This window comes from Pseudomonas sp. HTZ2 (assembly GCF_033173945.1).
Lineage (GTDB): Bacteria > Pseudomonadota > Gammaproteobacteria > Pseudomonadales > Pseudomonadaceae > Aquipseudomonas > Aquipseudomonas guariconensis.
The window spans coordinates 4,506,095-4,521,942 of record NZ_CP137332.1 but is presented as its reverse complement, the minus strand read 5'-3'; the positions used below and the strand labels follow the sequence as shown (position 1 = coordinate 4,521,942).

Annotated in this window: 16 protein-coding genes; 9 read left to right on the top strand and 7 right to left on the bottom strand. The window is 63.2% G+C overall.

All coding sequences use genetic code 11. The features are described from left to right. Positions 1-3 precede the first annotated feature (3 nt). Positions 4-384, bottom strand: coding sequence for a Mor transcription activator family protein (locus R6G97_RS20880; RefSeq protein WP_043215517.1), 381 nt, complete (start codon positions 382-384; stop codon positions 4-6). A 409-nt stretch (positions 385-793) separates the two neighbouring features. Here R6G97_RS20880 and R6G97_RS20875 point away from each other — a divergent pair, with 409 nt between their 5' ends. Beyond that, positions 794-988, top strand: a complete 195-nt coding sequence (locus R6G97_RS20875) for a hypothetical protein (protein WP_043215515.1) — start codon at positions 794-796, stop codon at positions 986-988. Between the two features lie 36 nt (positions 989-1,024). Here the strand turns inward: R6G97_RS20875 and R6G97_RS20870 are convergent, their stop codons facing one another. Further along, positions 1,025-1,393 (bottom strand): fe2+ zn2+ uptake regulation protein, encoded by a 369-nt coding sequence (locus R6G97_RS20870; RefSeq protein WP_043215512.1) that lies wholly within the window; start codon positions 1,391-1,393, stop codon positions 1,025-1,027. Between the two features lie 197 nt (positions 1,394-1,590). Between R6G97_RS20870 and pvdQ the strand changes: the two genes are divergently transcribed. Further along, on the top strand, positions 1,591-3,906 hold the full coding sequence (gene pvdQ / locus R6G97_RS20865; protein WP_317847448.1) for a bifunctional acylase PvdQ: 2,316 nt from the start codon (positions 1,591-1,593) through the stop codon (positions 3,904-3,906). Between the two features lie 42 nt (positions 3,907-3,948). Here pvdQ and R6G97_RS20860 read toward each other — a convergent pair whose 3' ends face one another. Together R6G97_RS20860 and R6G97_RS20855 are read right to left on the bottom strand one after the other, a co-directional pair. Beyond that, on the bottom strand, positions 3,949-4,671 hold the full coding sequence (locus R6G97_RS20860) for a UDP-2,3-diacylglucosamine diphosphatase (protein ID WP_317847447.1): 723 nt from the start codon (positions 4,669-4,671) through the stop codon (positions 3,949-3,951). After that, positions 4,668-5,168, bottom strand: coding sequence for a peptidylprolyl isomerase (locus R6G97_RS20855; RefSeq protein ID WP_043215507.1), 501 nt, complete (start codon positions 5,166-5,168; stop codon positions 4,668-4,670). The genes R6G97_RS20860 and R6G97_RS20855 overlap by 4 nt, the downstream gene beginning before the upstream one ends. A 236-nt stretch (positions 5,169-5,404) precedes the next feature. On the opposite strand from R6G97_RS20855, the gene R6G97_RS20850 reads away from it, so the two are divergent. Together R6G97_RS20850 and cysS are read left to right on the top strand one after the other, a co-directional pair. Then, entirely contained in the window at positions 5,405-7,108 is a 1,704-nt protein-coding gene (locus tag R6G97_RS20850) for a glutamine--tRNA ligase/YqeY domain fusion protein (RefSeq protein ID WP_070574585.1), read from the top strand. A 9-nt stretch (positions 7,109-7,117) separates the two neighbouring features. After that, positions 7,118-8,500: a cysteine--tRNA ligase gene (gene cysS, locus R6G97_RS20845; protein WP_043211339.1), complete on the top strand. Its 1,383-nt coding sequence runs from the start codon at positions 7,118-7,120 to the stop codon at positions 8,498-8,500. 77 nt (positions 8,501-8,577) lie between these two features. Here cysS and R6G97_RS20840 read toward each other — a convergent pair whose 3' ends face one another. The 3 genes from R6G97_RS20840 to R6G97_RS20830 all read right to left on the bottom strand — a co-directional run bounded on the left by R6G97_RS20840 (position 8,578) and on the right by R6G97_RS20830 (position 11,873). After that, on the bottom strand, positions 8,578-9,969 hold the full coding sequence (locus R6G97_RS20840) for a sensor histidine kinase (RefSeq protein ID WP_102082587.1): 1,392 nt from the start codon (positions 9,967-9,969) through the stop codon (positions 8,578-8,580). Then, complete coding sequence (locus R6G97_RS20835; protein ID WP_043211335.1) at positions 9,947-10,627, bottom strand: response regulator transcription factor; 681 nt, start codon at positions 10,625-10,627, stop codon at positions 9,947-9,949. The genes R6G97_RS20840 and R6G97_RS20835 overlap by 23 nt, the downstream gene beginning before the upstream one ends. 226 nt (positions 10,628-10,853) lie before the next feature. Next, positions 10,854-11,873, bottom strand: coding sequence for a branched-chain amino acid aminotransferase (locus R6G97_RS20830; RefSeq protein WP_070574590.1), 1,020 nt, complete (start codon positions 11,871-11,873; stop codon positions 10,854-10,856). 310 nt (positions 11,874-12,183) lie between these two features. Between R6G97_RS20830 and R6G97_RS20825 the strand changes: the two genes are divergently transcribed. The 5 genes from R6G97_RS20825 to ureE are packed head-to-tail and all read left to right on the top strand — an operon-like array spanning position 12,184 to position 15,847. Beyond that, entirely contained in the window at positions 12,184-13,017 is an 834-nt protein-coding gene (locus R6G97_RS20825) for an urease accessory protein UreD (protein ID WP_182940963.1), read from the top strand. A gap of 10 nt (positions 13,018-13,027) precedes the next feature. Beyond that, positions 13,028-13,330, top strand: coding sequence for an urease subunit gamma (locus R6G97_RS20820; RefSeq protein WP_043211330.1), 303 nt, complete (start codon positions 13,028-13,030; stop codon positions 13,328-13,330). Between the two features lie 10 nt (positions 13,331-13,340). Further along, positions 13,341-13,658 (top strand): urease subunit beta, encoded by a 318-nt coding sequence (locus R6G97_RS20815; protein ID WP_043211329.1) that lies wholly within the window; start codon positions 13,341-13,343, stop codon positions 13,656-13,658. Beyond that, on the top strand, positions 13,655-15,358 hold the full coding sequence (gene ureC / locus R6G97_RS20810) for an urease subunit alpha (RefSeq protein WP_043211328.1): 1,704 nt from the start codon (positions 13,655-13,657) through the stop codon (positions 15,356-15,358). Before R6G97_RS20815 ends, ureC begins: the two co-directional genes overlap by 4 nt. Before the next feature lie 9 nt (positions 15,359-15,367). After that, positions 15,368-15,847 carry an urease accessory protein UreE gene (gene ureE / locus R6G97_RS20805; protein ID WP_043211326.1) on the top strand — a complete coding sequence of 160 codons (480 nt, stop codon included), beginning with the start codon at positions 15,368-15,370 and terminating at the stop codon, positions 15,845-15,847. Position 15,848: the final 1 nt, after the last annotated feature.

Here is a 15,848-nt window from a genome sequence, read left to right as displayed (position 1 = left end):
GTCTCAGCTCGCGTGATCTTCCTGTCGGCGGATATTGCCGATCTGGCGCAAGCTCAAGCCGTACTTGTCCGCCAACAGACTGCGCGAAAGACCGTCAGCACTTTCCTGTTTGATTTGCAGGTTGCGCAGTTGACGCATGAAGTGATCCGGCTTCGGAATTTCCAGGGCGACACCGGCAAAACGCTTGATCAGGCTTTGCAAGGCCTCTGGAGGCAATAGATCGGCAAGCTTGGTACGTTCCAGATGCTTGGGGATGTATTTAGGGCGCCCGCCATAAGCGCAAGTCAGTCGGTAGGCGTTTTCTATGCCGATGCATTCGATCAGCGATTGCAGGGAGTGAGGCAGTTGGGAAATATCGATGCGATTGAGGTCTGGCAGTTCCATTGGTGATTCCTCGGAGAAATAAGCAGGCGCAGGGCATGGTGGTCCATGTCGAAAGGCGGGCGGGCTTTGCCTCAATGGGCGAAGTCGTCGTCGGCCTGAGCTTGATTCTCCGGCAGCCACGAGTGGGGTCGCTAGGCGCCAAGCGGATCGGCGGGTGTAGCCTTCTGGCGTGAGGTTGTGCAGGCAGCGAGGGTCGAATACGTAGGATGTGGCGTCAACAAAGCCCTGAAGGCCTTGATGACTCGTATTTTCAGTTTGCATTGCGCATCGGAGGGTCAGCCTACCTTCACCCCATGATGCAAGTGCCGGGGAAGGGCTAGATGCAAAAGCGCCGCCTATGGGGGGGACGTTGTATCATGGCCTCGGCTCGTCGCGAGCCATATGTCCCTGATGTCGCAAGGAACCTTCGATGACACATGTGCAACGCTTGAAATACTCGATCCTGATCATCCTGGTGGTGCTGGGCATCATGCTGGGCCTGTCCTATCTGCAAAAGCAGGGGACCATTACCGAGCAGACCTTCCAGTACATCGCCATCGCCATCGCCGTAGTCGTGGTGGTGATCAACGCAATCCTGCGTCGCAAGGTCGGGCCCAAGCCTTGAAGCAGGCGGGCCGGCCAAGCGCGGCCGGCCATGGGGTCAACGGGCGGTGGCTTGCTCCAGCACGGCCCGGGCCTCGGGGTTGAGGCTGTAGCACTTGTCGTTGCCCAGGCTGATCACGCCTTCGGCGCACAGCCGCTTGAGCACCTCGCGCACGCTGAGAAACGACAGTGGGATGTCCAGCTGTTCCAACTGCGCATGGACGCCGCGCACCCCGATGCTGCGCCCGTCGCGATCGGCGGCGTGCAGGGCATCGATGACTTTGAGGCGGATCAGGCTGGTACGCAGGCCAAAGGTTCGCAGCAATTCGCGGATCTGCTCGTTACCGGCACGCACCTCGGCGCCCGCGACCGCTCTGGTCGTGGCCAGGCGAGGGCCGCTCTGCAACGCAGGTTGTGGGTCGTACATGTGAATGCTCCTTTTCGTGGGCTGTCCCGAAATCATGAGTGCCTCACTTAATAGACGAATGAGATGGGCAAAACTGCAGCCCTTGGCGAAAAAAATCGCTGCTTTGTGTTGAAGACGTCGCTCTGGGTTGTCTTGCGTAAAATTTTCACCGGGCTGTTCGTCTGATCGGGATGACCCTTCCAATCCCAGGAGTGCCCGTGTCCATACTCCCGCGTCACCTGAACCACCTTGGGCTGGCAGCCGTTCTGCTCAGCTCAGGCCTTGCCGCGCAAGCCCTTGAAGCCACTGGCGAGGCATCGGCGCAGATCCGCCGGACCACTTTTGGCGTCCCGCATATCCTGGCCAAGGACGAACGAAGCCTGGGGTATGGCATCGGTTATGCCTATGCCCAAGACAACCTTTGCCTGCTGGCCAACGAAGTGCTGACCGTCAATGGTGAGCGCGCGCGCTACTTCGGTGCCCGGGGCAAGACGATCGAGCAGCGTGAGAACCTCGACAGCGATACGTTCTTCGCCTGGCTCAATACCGACTCGGTGGTCAACGCCTTCCTCCAGGCCCAGCCAGACCTGGTGCGTCAGCGGCTGGAGGGGTATGCCGCGGGCTACAACCGCGCCCTTGCCGAGCGCAAGGGCCAGGGGCTGCCGGTTGAATGCGGCAGTGGCGACTGGCTGCGGCCGATCACCAGCCTGGACCTGGCCAAGCTCACCCGCCGGTTGTTGGCAGAGGGGGGCATCGGTCAATTCGTCGAGGCGCTGGTGGCGGCCTCACCGCCGCAAGCGGCCGAGCGAGGGGAGGGGCGGGACTTCAGCGCCGCCTTGGCGCGCCAGGCGCAGTTCGCCTCGGCCCGAGGCAGCAATGCGGTAGCGGTCGGCGCCGAGCGTTCGTCCACCGGCGGCGGCCTGTTGCTGGCCAATCCACACTTCCCATGGGAGGGAGGCATGCGTTTTTATCAGATGCAGCTGACCATCCCGGGGCAGTTGGATGTCATGGGCGCCGCATTGCCGGGATTGCCATTGATCAATATCGGCTTCAACCGCCACCTGGCCTGGACCCATACCGTCGATACGTCCAAGCACTTCACCTTGTACCGCCTGCAACTCGACCCGAAGGACCCCACTCGCTATCTGCTCGATGGCAAGTCCGTGCCACTGACCCGCCAGACCTTGAGCGTGACGGTCAAGGGTGAGGATGGCCAACTGCAGCGAGTCCAGCGACACGTCTATACCTCGAGCTTCGGTCCGGTGGTGCAGTGGCCTGGCCGGCTGGACTGGGACCGGCAACACGCCTATAGCCTGCGCGACGCGAACCTGGAGAACACCCGGGTGTTGCAGCAGTGGGATGCGATCAACCGTGCCGACAGCCTGGACCGCCTCAAACAGGCGGTGGGGCAGATCCAAGGCGTTCCATGGGTCAACACCCTGGCTGTCGATGCCGGGGGGCGTGCTGCGTATCTGAATCAGTCGGTGGTGCCTTATGTGGACCAGGCGTTGCTGGCGCGCTGCGGCGATCCGGCAGCAACCGAGCCACTGGTAGTGCTGGATGGCTCGCGCAGCGTGTGCCAATGGAAGACCGATGTGCAAGCTGCTCAACCCGGCATCTTCCCGGCGCGGCTACTGCCAAGCCTGGAGCGCCGCGACTTCGTGCAGAACTCCAACGACCCGGCCTGGCTTGCCAACCCTGCGCAACCCTTGACTGGTTACTCACCGTTGGTCAGCCGCGAAGGTCAGCCGCTGGGCCTGCGCAGCCGCTTTGCCCTGCAGCGCCTGCAAGGGCCCGGCAAACTCGGGATGGCCGAGCTGCAACGCATGGTGCTGGATGATGAGGTGTATGCCGCTAATCTCGTGCTCCCGGACCTGCTGGCCTGGTGCCAGGTGGCGCCATCCGATGTGCAAGCGGTGTGCGCAAGTCTGGGCGCCTGGAATGGCAAGGCCGACCTGGACAGCGGCGTGGGCCTTCTGCACTTTGCCAACATCGTCGAGGCGATGGCAGAGCATCCTGAAAGCTGGCGTGTAGCCTTCGATCCGGTCGATCCGCAGCATACACCGCGCGGCTTGGCGGTGGAGCAAGCGTCGGTGAGTAAGCGTGTACATGAAGCAGCGCTGGCTTCGTTGGCACGGTTGGATGAGGCGGGTGTGAGTGTCGATCGCCAATGGGGACAGATTCAGCAGTCCGCCGATGGCACACCTGTGCCGGGTGGGCCTCAGGAGCTTGGGGTGTACAACGCGATGTACAGTGTCCCTGCGGGAGCGGGCAAACAGCAGGTCGTCAGTGGCACCAGCTATCTGCAGCTGGTCAGCTTCACCCGGCAGGGGCCGCAGGCGCTTGGGTTGCTGGCGTTTTCACAGTCAAGCGAGGCCGCATCGCCCTATGCCAGTGACCAGACCCGTGCGTTCTCTGCCAAGCGCTTGGCACCGATACCGTTCACCGAGGCGCAGATCAAGGCTGATCCGCAGTATCGCCAGTATGTGATCAGCGAGGGGGACCAGGCTGTGGTGGCCGGCGCAGGTCATTGAGTCAAGAAGGGGCGCTTGGCGCCCCATCACGACGGCCCCGAATCAAGGAAAGTCGAACGGGGCCAGCTGGAAGCCCTGGTCATCGACCTGCAAGGCCCAGCCACGGCGGTCCCAGTCACCCAGCACGATGCGTCGAGCCGGCTGCCCTTCGACCACCAGCTTGTGAAGCGCTGGCCGGTGGGTATGGCCATGCACCAGGGTGCGCACGCCATGGGCTGCCATCACCTTGGGAACTTCCTCGGGTGTGACGTCGACGATCTCGGTGGACTTCATGCGTGTCTGCGACCGGCTTTCGCTGCGCAGCTTACGCGCCAGCTTCTGCCGAGTGGACAGCGGCAGGTGACGCAGGATCCACAGGCTCAGCGGGTTGCGCAGGTAGCGACGCAGCTTCATGTAGGCCAGGTCGCGGGTGCACAGGGTGTCGCCATGCATCAACAACACCGGATCGCCACCGAGTTGCACCACGCTGGGGTCAGCCAGCAGAGTACAGCCCGCCGCTTCGCAGAAGGCTTGGCCGATGAGGAAGTCGCGGTTGCCGTGCATCAGGTAGATCGCCGTGCCGCTGTCGCTTAGCCGACGCAGGGCCTGGCAGATCGACTGCTGGAAAGGCGTCATGGCATCGTCGCCGATCCAGGCTTCGAAGAAGTCGCCGAGGATGTACAGCGCCTTGGCATGCCGGGCACGGCCGTCGAGCAGATCAAGAAACGCCCGGGTTATGTCCGGGCGTTCTTCTTGCAGGTGCAGATCGGAGATCAGCAGAATCACTCAATGATCTCGGCTTTCTCGATGATCACGTCGTCCTTCGGCACGTCCTGATGGCCGGCCTTGGAACCGGTGGCGACGCCTTTGATCGCGTCGACCACGTCACGGCCTTCGATCACTTCGCCGAACACGGCGTAGCCCCAGCCTTGGACGTTCTTGCCGCTGTGGTTGAGGAAATCGTTATCGGCGACGTTGATGAAGAACTGCGCCGAGGCGGAGTGCGGTTCCATGGTGCGGGCCATGGCAATGCTGTACTTGGCGTTCTTCAGACCGTTGTCGGCTTCGTTCTGGATCGGGGAACGGGTTGGCTTTTGCTTCATGCCCGCTTCGAAACCACCACCCTGGATCATGAAGTTGTTGATCACGCGGTGGAACACGGTGCCGTTGTAGTGACCGTCCTTGACGTACTGAACGAAGTTTTCGACGGTTTTCGGTGCCTTTTCGCCGTCCAGTTGCAGGACGATGTCGCCGTGGTTGGTGCTCAGTTTGACTTTGGACATGCTGAATTCGCTCTTTGAAAGGCATTCGGAAAATGGGCTGCGCAGGGCGCGTACTGTCACCTGACGCAGGATCGGGCGACTGCGACACAAGGCGCGCGTCGGCCATTTTGCATGGCTTGCGACAAATCGCGCCAGTTTGTCGGTGCCCGGCTGTCAGCAGCTTGACTGCTTCGGCTATGATAGGCCCTTTGATTCAATCGGCCTACCCAGGCCGGATACCAGCATTCAAGGATCCTATGAGCAAGCCCACTGCCGAAAACGCGCCCAACGCCGCTGCCAAAGGCGCCCCCGCCGTCCCTGCAAACTTCCTGCGGCCGATCGTCCAGGCCGATCTGGACTCGGGCAAGCACAGCAGCATCGTCACCCGTTTCCCGCCGGAGCCCAACGGTTACCTGCACATCGGCCACGCCAAGTCGATTTGCGTGAACTTCGGGCTGGCCCAGGAGTTCGGGGGCGTCTGCCACCTGCGTTTCGACGACACCAACCCGGCCAAGGAAGACCAGGAGTACATCGACTCCATCCAGCGTGACGTCAAATGGCTGGGCTTCGAGTGGGCAGGCCCGGTGCGCTACGCTTCGGACTACTTCGATCAATTGCACGACTGGGCCGTGGAGCTGATCAAATCGGGCGATGCCTATGTCTGCGACCTCACCCCTGAGCAAGCCAAGGAATACCGCGGCAGCCTGACCGAGCCGGGCCGCAACAGCCCGTTCCGCGACCGCAGCGTCGAGGAAAACCTCGACCTGTTCGCGCGCATGAAGGCCGGCGAGTTCAAGGATGGCGAGCGTGTGCTGCGCGCCAAGATCGACATGGCGTCGCCTAACATGAACCTGCGCGACCCGATCCTGTACCGCATCCGTCATGCCCACCATCACCAGACCGGCGACAAGTGGTGCATCTACCCCAACTACGACTTCACCCACGGTCAATCGGACGCCATCGAGGGCATCACCCATTCGATCTGCACCCTGGAGTTCGAAAGCCACCGTCCGTTGTACGACTGGTTCCTGGACAAACTGCCGGTGCCGGCGCGCCCGCGCCAGTACGAGTTCAGCCGTCTGAACCTCAACTACACCATCACTTCCAAGCGCAAGCTCAAGCAACTGGTTGACGAAAAGCACGTCGATGCCTGGGACGACCCGCGCATGTCGACCCTGTCGGGCTTCCGCCGCCGCGGCTACACGCCGGCCTCGATCCGCAACTTCTGCGAGATGATCGGCACCAACCGCTCCGACGGCGTGGTCGACATGTCCATGCTCGAGTTCAGCATCCGTGACGACCTCGACCGCACCGCGCCGCGCGCCATGTGCGTGCTGCGTCCGCTGAAGGTGGTGATCACCAATTACCCGGAAGGCAAGGTCGAGCAACTCGAACTGCCGCGCCATCCGAAAGAAGACATGGGCGTGCGCGTGCTGCCGTTCTCCCGTGAGCTGTACATCGACCGTGACGACTTCATGGAAGAGCCGCCCAAAGGCTACAAGCGCCTGGAGCCTGCTGGCGAGGTGCGTCTGCGCGGCAGCTACGTGATCCGTGCCGACGAGGCCATCAAGGATGCCGACGGCAATATCGTCGAACTGCGCTGCTCGTATGATCCGGACACTCTGGGCAAGAACCCCGAGGGCCGTAAGGTCAAGGGCGTGATCCACTGGGTTCCGGCCGAAGGCAGCGTGGAGTGCGAGGTGCGCCTGTACGACCGCCTGTTCCGTTCGCCGAACCCGGAGAAGACCGAGGAGGGCGGCAGCTTCCTGGACAACATCAACCCGGATTCGCTGCAGGTGCTGACCGGCTGCCGCGCCGAGCCGTCGCTGGCCCAGGCCGCGCCTGAGGACCGCTTCCAGTTCGAGCGCGAAGGCTACTTCTGCGCCGACCTCAAGGACAGCCAGCCGGGCCGTCCGGTGTTCAACCGCACCGTCACCCTGCGTGACTCCTGGGGCAGCTAAGGAATCGCCGTGCTTACCATCTACAACACCCTGAGCAAGACCAAGGAAGCCTTCAAGCCCCTGGACGGCAACAAGGTGCGCATGTACGTGTGCGGCATGACCGTGTACGACTATTGCCACCTGGGCCACGGCCGCAGCATGGTCGCCTTCGACCTGATCACCCGTTGGCTGCGCAAGAGCGGCTACGAGCTGACCTATGTGCGCAACATCACCGACATCGACGACAAGATCATCAACCGCGCCAATGACAACGGCGAGCGCTTCGATGAGCTGACCGCGCGCATGATCGATGCCATGCACGAAGACGAGCGCCGTCTGAACATTCTGCCGCCGGATCAGGAGCCGCGCGCCACCGACCATATCCCCGGCATGCACGCAATGATCCAGACCCTGATCGACAAGGGTTATGCCTACGCACCGGGCAATGGCGACGTGTACTACCGGGTCGGCAAGTTCGTCGGCTACGGCAAGCTGTCGCGGCGCAAGATCGAAGACTTGCGCATCGGCGCGCGGATCGAAGTGGGCGAAGCCAAGCAGGACCCGCTGGACTTCGTCCTGTGGAAAGCCGCCAAGCCGGGCGAGCCGAGCTGGGAGTCGCCGTGGGGGCCGGGCCGTCCGGGCTGGCACATCGAGTGCTCGGTCATGTCCACCTGCTGCCTGGGCGAGAGCTTCGACATCCACGGCGGCGGCAGCGACCTGGAGTTCCCGCACCACGAGAACGAGATCGCCCAGAGCGAGGCGGCCACCGGCAAGCCTTACGCCAATGCCTGGATGCACTGCGGCATGATCCGTATCAACGGCGAGAAGATGTCCAAGTCGTTGAACAACTTCTTCACCATCCGTGATGTGCTCGACAAGTATCACCCTGAGGTGGTGCGCTACCTGCTGGTGGCCAGCCACTATCGCAGCGCCATCAACTACTCCGAGGACAGCCTGCGTGAGTCCAAGGGGGCCTTGGAGCGCTTCTACCACGCGCTGCGTGGTCTGCCGCGTGTCGAGGCCAAGGGAGGCGAGGAGTTCGTCGAGCGTTTCAGCGTGGCGATGAACGACGATTTCGGTACGCCGGAGGCCTGCGCCGTGCTGTTCGACCTGGTGCGCGAGATCAACCGCCTGCGTGACAGCGATCCTGAGGCCGCTGCCGGTCTTGCGGGTCGTCTGCGTGAGCTGGGAGATGTGCTGGGTGTACTGCAACTGGACGCCGATGACTTCCTGCGCGCCGGGGCTGAGGGCAAGGTCGACGCCGCTGAAGTGGAAGCGCTGATCCAGGCGCGCTTGCAGGCGCGTGCGGACAAGAACTGGGCCGAGTCCGACCGTATCCGTGACCAGCTGACCGCCATGGGCGTGGTCCTGGAAGACGGCAAGGGCGGTACCACCTGGCGCCTGGCTGACTGATCGATGCGTTGATTGGGGCTGCTTTTTGCAGCTTTTCGCGGGTCAACCCGCGAAGGGCCGCAAGGCGGCCCCAGTCGTTACTTGGCTGGCCCCGCCAACGGGCAATGCAGCGTCAGCTTCGCCCCGCCCAGCTCGCTGCTTCCCACCTCCAGCCGGAACCCATGCAGGTCGACGATCGCCGCGACTATCGACAGCCCCAGCCCGAACCCCGGGTGGCGATGGCCTTCCTCACTGCGATAGAAACGCTTCAACACTGCCGCGCGCTCTTGCTCCGGAATCCCCGGTCCACTGTCCTCGATGGCGATATACAGGCCGCTGGCATACTCACGCGCCTGGATCCGTACCTGTCCACCCTCCGGTGTGAACTTGATGCCGTTACCCACCAGATTGGCCAGCGCCTCGAACAGCAGTTCCCGGTCCCCGTGCAGCGCCGGCAACTGCACGGGCTGCTCCAGGGTCAGGCGGATGCCACCATCTTCGGCCAGCGGCAGGTAGAAGTCGAAGAGCTCCAGCAGCAAGGCGTGGGGATCGAGTTCGACGAACCCGGCGCGGCGCTGACGGTCTTCCAGTTCGCTGATGCGCAACAGTCCGCGAAAGCGCGCCATCAGCGTGTCGGTCTCGGCAATTGCCTGCTCCAAGGCCTGGGCCTCGGGCGCGTTGTCACCGCCTTGCTGGCGGATCCGGTAAAGCTGCGCACGCAGGCGAGTGAGCGGCGTGCGCAGATCATGGGCGATGTTGTCACAAACACCCTTGACCTCGTGCATCAACCGTTCGATGCGGTCGAGCATGGCATTGACGATGGCCGCCAGCATGTCCAGCTCGTCACGCCGCGCCGACAGCGGTAGGCGATGGGTGAGGTCACCTGCGACGATCAGCTCGGCCTGGGCCTGGATCGCCCTGATACGTTTGAGCGGTCGCCTGCGCAGCAGGTACCAACCGGCGAAACCGGGGATCAAGGTCAGGGAGATGCCCCAGAGCAAGGCATGCAGGATGATCCGTGTAACCACGAACAGCGAGCCGTTGTCGCGGACCAGCACCAACCAGCGTCCATCCTTGATGCGGATCGCCACGGCGTCGCAGCTGTCGCGGGGCAGGTGTGGGTCGTCGGCATCCAGGCATCGCTTGAGTTCGTGGACTTCGCCATCGAGCCCGAGCTCCGGTGGGATGAAGCGCACACGCCCGCCAATGGGGTTGAGCTGGGCGTCGAACAGGCCGTAGGCGTCGAAACCGCGCTCCTCGAACGCCTGGCTTGCGATCAGCGCATCGTCGAGCTGCTTGCCACTCATGTGGGAGAACAGGTGCTGGCGTTGCAGCATGGAGTGGCGGGTGAGCTTGTTCAGGTAGCTTGAGACCTCGAAGTACAGCACCCCCATGAGGATGCTGCTCCAGGCCACGAACAGGAAGCTGTACAGCGCCAGCAGGCGGCTGGTGGAGGAGCTCCAGCCCTTAGACGGGTTCGGCAATGGCATAGCCGGAGCCCCGCACGGTACGGATGAGCGGGTTCTGGCCAGGCGGGTCGATCTTCTTGCGCAGGCGACCGATGTGCACGTCGATCAGGTTGGTGCCAGGGTCGAAGTGGTAGCCCCAGACTTCTTCGAAAATCATCATCCGGGTGATGACCTGGCCGGCATGGCGCATCAGGTATTCCAGCAGCTTGTATTCGGTGGGTAGCAGGTTGAGGGTCTGCTCGCCGCGGCGCGCTTCGTGGCTGATCAGGTCCAACTCGAGGTCGGCGACCTGCAGGCGGGTCTGGGTCACCGGCACGCTGTTGCGGCGCAGCAGTACTTCGACCCGTGCGGCCATCTCGTCGGAGGCGAACGGCTTGGTCAGGTAGTCGTCGCCGCCGGCGCGCAAGCCGCGCACGCGCTCGTCGACATCGGAGAGGGCGCTGATCATCAGGATAGGGGTGGCGATCTTGAGGTTGCGCAGGGTAGTGACGATGGTCAACCCATCGACCTCGGGCAACATGCGATCCAAGGTGATCAGGTCGTAGCCTCCACCGATGGCCTTGGACAGGCCTTCACGGCCATTGTCGGCCCAGTCCACTTCCAGGCCATGGCTGGACAGTTCGGCGACGATCTCCTGGGCGGTGACGGCGTCGTCTTCGATGGTCAGTACGCGGGGCATGCTAGTACCTGGGCAGCGATTGGAGGCTTGATTGTGCCAAAGAATAGACATTGCGCGATTTAAGAAAAATTCATTTGTTGCATCAAGACCTGATCGGCCTGAGTCTGCGGGGCCGAGATCCCCCTTTGACCTTGGTGAACGGGCGCACCGCCAAAGGCGGGTATGGAAAATGAAAACGGGGCATGCCATTGCTGGCATGCCCCGTTTTTCAAGGGAGGACGGAGCCTCAGGCGACCTTGACGATCCAGCCGGCTGGCGCTTCGACGTCGCCGCTCTGGATGCCGGTCAGCTCGTTGTAGAGCTTCTGGGTGACAGGGCCGACTTTTTCCAGGTCGTGGAAGACGTGCAGCTTGCCGTTGTACTCGATCCCGCCGATCGGCGTGATGACTGCGGCGGTACCGCAGGCCCCGGCTTCGACGAAGCGATCGAGGTTGTTGATCTCGACATCGCCTTCGACCACTTTAAGGCCCAGGCGCGAGGCGGCCAGTTCCATCAGCGACAGACGGGTGATGCCCGGCAGGACGGAGGCCGATTTCGGGGTGACGAACTCGTTGTCCTTGGTGATGCCGAAGAAGTTGGCCGAACCGACTTCCTCGATCTTGCTGTGGGTCAGCGGGTCCAGGTAGATGGCATCGGCGAAGTTGTTCTTCTTCGCTTCGGCACCTGGCATCAGGCTGGCCGCATAGTTGCCACCGACCTTGGCGGCGCCGGTACCTTGCGGGGCGGCGCGGTCATAGCTGGAGATGGTGAAGTTGTGCGGTTTCATGCCGCCTTTGAAGTACGAGCCGACCGGGATGGCGAAGATCGAGAAGATGAACTCCGGCGCGGTGCGCACGCCGATGTTGTCGCCGGTGCCGATGACGAACGGACGCAGGTAAAGGGCGCCTTTGCCGTGCGGTGGTACGAAGCGCTCGTTGGCCTTGACCACTTGCTTGCAGGCCTCGATGAACACATCGGTCGGCACTTGCGGCATCAGCAGTCGGGCGCAGCTGCGCTGCATGCGGGCGGCGTTCTGGTCAGGGCGGAACAGATTGATCGAGCCGTCCTTGCAACGATAGGCCTTCAGGCCTTCGAAGCATTGCTGGCCATAGTGCAGGGCGGTGGAGCCTTCACTGATGTGCAGCACGTTGTCTTCGGTCAGGGTGCCTTTGTCCCACTCGCCGTTGCGCCATACGGACAGGTAGCGCTTGTCGGTCTTGATATAGTCGAAGCCCAGCTTGTCCCAGTTAATGCTCTCGTTACTCATGACACCCTCTTGTATTGCCTAGGGCCTGATCGCTCAGGCTGCTTTTATATGCGCACCTCGCCACGATAATACATCCGCCGCGGATCCGAAACGTCCAGTCATGAATTGCCCAGACGGGCGACCGGCTGGTCAGCCCTTGCGACGACGCGGTGCGCTGAATCTTTTCATCCAGCCTCAAGCGAAGAGTTGGCCCGTTACCTGCTATGTCCCTGCCAAAGAATTTGATCAAGTGGTCAGGCCTGCAGGGCATCCAGCGCTGCTTCTGACCCGCTTCACGGCCGCAAGGCCGCGTGTTTTCGGGGGCTTGTGGATGTCGTTGGCGCAGCGCAAGGAACAACTCGAGCAGCAACCTGGCTGGAGCGCCTGTCTCCAACTGCGCTTCATCCAGTGCGAAGGGGTGACCCGCCTTGGTGCGCGACGGCACTTCGGTCCTCTTTTGGTGCAGCGTCCGTTCCATCCCGAAGGTGCACCCTGTCATGTCTATGTCCTGCATCCGCCAGGTGGCATCGTCGCCGGTGACCGGCTGGAATTGGAGGTTCATCTAGAACCTGGCAGCCACGCACTGCTGACCATGCCGGGGGCGAGCAAGTTCTACCGCAGCATCGGGCCTACGGCACGGCTCACGCAGCGGTTCCACCTGGCGGCGGGCAGCACGCTGGAATGGCTGCCCCAGGACAGCATCTTCTTCAGTGGCGCGCGAGCCAGGCTCGATAGCCGCTTCACGCTCGAGCCCGGTGCACGGTTGCTGGCCTGGGAAACCCTGTGCCTGGGGCGACCGGTCATGGGCGAGCGCTTCGAGCAGGGCGCACTCGACAGCAGCCTGTGCATCGAACTGGCAGATGACCCTGGGCTGCAGGAGCGGCTGCGCATCGAAGCCGGGGGGTTGGACAAGCTTGGCGGCTACCCGCTGGTCGCTACGTTTTGCGCAGCGCCCGCCAATCCAGCGCTGCTCGAGCGCGTGCGCCAGGCACTGGAGGGCTTGGGCAATCCTGCTGGCGCCACCTTGCTGGGGCCCTTGCTGGTGATCCGCCTGCTCGACCATGACAACCAACACCTGCAATCCACCCTGCAGCGCCTCTGGCACCTGCTGCGTCCGGCTGTCCTCGGCCTGGCGCCGTGCCCGCCGCGCATCTGGGCCACCTGAGAGAGAGGCCATGGAGCTGACCCCAAGAGAGAAAGACAAACTGCTGTTGTTCACCGCAGCGTTGCTGGCCGAGCGGCGGCTGGCCCGTGGCTTGAGGCTCAACTACCCGGAGGCGGTGGCGCTGATCAGCGCCGCTGTGCTCGAAGGCGCCCGTGATGGGCGCAGTGTCGCCGAGCTGATGAGCCTGGGCCGTGAAGTACTGGGGCGGGCGCAGGTAATGGAGGGCGTGGCCGAGATGCTCCACGACGTTCAGGTCGAGGCGACCTTTCCCGACGGCACCAAGCTGGTGACCGTGCATGACCCCATCGTCTGAGGAGCCGAGCATGATCCCCGGAGAAATCCAGGTCGCTGACGGCGACATCGAACTCAACAAGGGCCGCCCGACTGTCAGCGTCAGCGTGGCCAACCATGGCGACCGTCCGGTGCAGGTCGGATCGCACTACCACTTCTACGAGGTCAATGATTGCCTGGTCTTCGAGCGTGAGGTGGCCCGTGGCTATCGCCTGGATATCCCGGCCGGCACCGCCGTGCGTTTCGAGCCTGGACAGGCCCGCACCGTTCAGTTGGTCGCCTACGCCGGCAAGCGGGAGGTGTACGGCTTCCAGGGCAGGGTCATGGGCGCACTGGAGGGCAGGGTATGAGTCGGATATCCCGGCAGGCCTATGCCGACATGTTCGGCCCGACGGTCGGCGACCGTGTGCGCCTGGCCGATACCGCCCTGTGGGTCGAGGTGGAAAAGGACTTCACCGTATACGGTGAAGAGGTCAAGTTCGGTGGTGGCAAGGTTATCCGCGATGGCATGGGCCAGGGCCAGATGCTCGCCGCCGAGGCGATGGACCTGGTGCTGACCAACGCCTTGATCATCGATCACTGGGGCATCGTCAAGGCCGATATCGGCGTGCGTCATGGGCGTATCGCCGCGATCGGCAAGGCGGGCAATCCGGATGTCCAGCCAGGGGTCACCGTCCCCGTCGGGCCGGGCACCGAAGTGATCGCTGCCGAGGGCAAGATCATCACTGCCGGTGGCATCGACTCGCACATCCACTTCATCTGCCCGCAACAGGTAGAGGAAGCCTTGATCAGTGGCGTCACCACGTTCATCGGGGGCGGCACCGGGCCGGCCACCGGCACCAATGCCACCACCTGCACGCCCGGCCCCTGGTACTTGGCGCGCATGCTCCAGGCCGCCGACAGCCTGCCGATCAACATCGGCTTGTTGGGCAAAGGCAATGCTTCGCGGCCCGAAGCCTTGCAGGAGCAGATCGCCGCCGGAGCGGTGGGCCTGAAACTGCACGAAGACTGGGGCTCCACGCCGGCTGCCATCGACTGCTGCCTGGGCGTGGCCGAGGCGCTGGACATCCAGGTGGCGATCCACACCGACACGCTCAATGAGTCCGGGTGTATCGAAGACACCCTGGCCGCCATCGGTGATCGCACCATCCACACCTTCCACACCGAAGGTGCCGGGGGCGGTCATGCGCCGGACATCATCCGCGCAGCCGGGCAGGCCAATGTATTGCCCTCTTCGACCAACCCGACGCTGCCCTATACCGTGAACACCGTCGACGAACACCTGGACATGCTCATGGTCTGCCATCACCTGGACCCGAGCATTGCCGAGGATGTGGCCTTCGCCGAGTCGCGCATACGCCGCGAGACCATTGCCGCCGAGGATATCCTCCATGACATGGGGGCTTTCGCGATGACCTCTTCGGACTCACAGGCCATGGGCCGGGTGGGCGAGGTGGTGCTGCGCACCTGGCAAGTGGCGCACCAGATGAAGCTGCGCCGCGGGCCGTTGTCGCCTGACAGCGATTACAGCGACAACTTCCGGGTCAAGCGCTACATCGCCAAGTACACCCTCAACCCGGCCCTGACCCATGGCATCGCCCATGAGGTGGGATCGGTGGAGGTGGGCAAGCTTGCTGACTTGGTGCTCTGGTCGCCGGCCTTCTTCGCCGTCAAGCCGGCCTTGGTGCTCAAGGGCGGAATGATCGTCACGGCGCCGATGGGCGATATCAATGGCTCGATTCCCACGCCGCAACCTGTGCATTACCGGCCGATGTTCGGCGCACTCGGCGCGGCCCGGCAGGCCACGCGCATGACCTTCCTGCCGCAATTGGCCATGGACAGGGGCCTGGCCGAGACACTTGGTCTGCGCAGTCTGATCGGTGTGGCCCGCGGCTGTCGGCGGGTACGCAAGGCCGACATGGTCCACAACAGCCTGCAACCGCTTATCGAGGTAGATGCCCAGACTTATCAGGTGCGCGCCGACGGCGAGCTGCTGGTGTGCGAACCGGCCCGCGAACTCCCGTTGGCCCAGCGTTATTTTCTGTTCTGAGGAAAACCCATGATTGTCCTGACCCGTCGACTCAACGAAGCAGGCCCTGTGACCGGCACCGTTACCCTGGACGTGGATTGCCGCATCAAAAGCCGCCTGCGTATCACCCTGGACGACGGCCGAGAGGCAGGCCTGATGCTTGAGCGTGGTCACCTGCTGCGTGGCGGCGAGCTGCTCGGTGACGCCGAAGGTCACCATGTAGTGCAAGTGCTTGCCGCGCCCGAGCAGGTGTCCACGGTGCGTTGCACCGACCCGCTGCTGCTGGCCCGCGCGGCCTACCACCTGGGCAACCGCCATGTGCCGTTGCAGATCGAACCTGGCCTGCTGCGTTTCCAGCACGATCATGTCCTGGACGAGATGCTGCGCGGCCTGGGCTTGAGCGTGGTGACCGAGCAGGCGCCTTTCGAACCTGAAGCTGGGGCCTACCAGAGCGCGCCCCATCATCACGGCCACGACCATCAGTTCGTGCGCTTGCCTGCCCATTGCTGAG

Coding starts and splice junctions, on each gene's coding strand:
- R6G97_RS20880 (WP_043215517.1), bottom strand. CDS start 384: ATGGAACTGCCAGACCTCAATCGCATCGATATTTCCCAACTGCCTCAC.
- R6G97_RS20875 (WP_043215515.1), top strand. CDS start 794: ATGACACATGTGCAACGCTTGAAATACTCGATCCTGATCATCCTGGTG.
- R6G97_RS20870 (WP_043215512.1), bottom strand. CDS start 1,393: ATGTACGACCCACAACCTGCGTTGCAGAGCGGCCCTCGCCTGGCCACG.
- R6G97_RS20855 (WP_043215507.1), bottom strand. CDS start 5,168: ATGTCCAAAGTCAAACTGAGCACCAACCACGGCGACATCGTCCTGCAA.
- R6G97_RS20850 (WP_070574585.1), top strand. CDS start 5,405: ATGAGCAAGCCCACTGCCGAAAACGCGCCCAACGCCGCTGCCAAAGGC.
- R6G97_RS20840 (WP_102082587.1), bottom strand. CDS start 9,969: ATGCCATTGCCGAACCCGTCTAAGGGCTGGAGCTCCTCCACCAGCCGC.
- R6G97_RS20835 (WP_043211335.1), bottom strand. CDS start 10,627: ATGCCCCGCGTACTGACCATCGAAGACGACGCCGTCACCGCCCAGGAG.
- R6G97_RS20830 (WP_070574590.1), bottom strand. CDS start 11,873: ATGAGTAACGAGAGCATTAACTGGGACAAGCTGGGCTTCGACTATATC.
- R6G97_RS20825 (WP_182940963.1), top strand. CDS start 12,184: ATGTCGTTGGCGCAGCGCAAGGAACAACTCGAGCAGCAACCTGGCTGG.
- R6G97_RS20820 (WP_043211330.1), top strand. CDS start 13,028: ATGGAGCTGACCCCAAGAGAGAAAGACAAACTGCTGTTGTTCACCGCA.
- R6G97_RS20815 (WP_043211329.1), top strand. CDS start 13,341: ATGATCCCCGGAGAAATCCAGGTCGCTGACGGCGACATCGAACTCAAC.
- ureC (WP_043211328.1), top strand. CDS start 13,655: ATGAGTCGGATATCCCGGCAGGCCTATGCCGACATGTTCGGCCCGACG.
- ureE (WP_043211326.1), top strand. CDS start 15,368: ATGATTGTCCTGACCCGTCGACTCAACGAAGCAGGCCCTGTGACCGGC.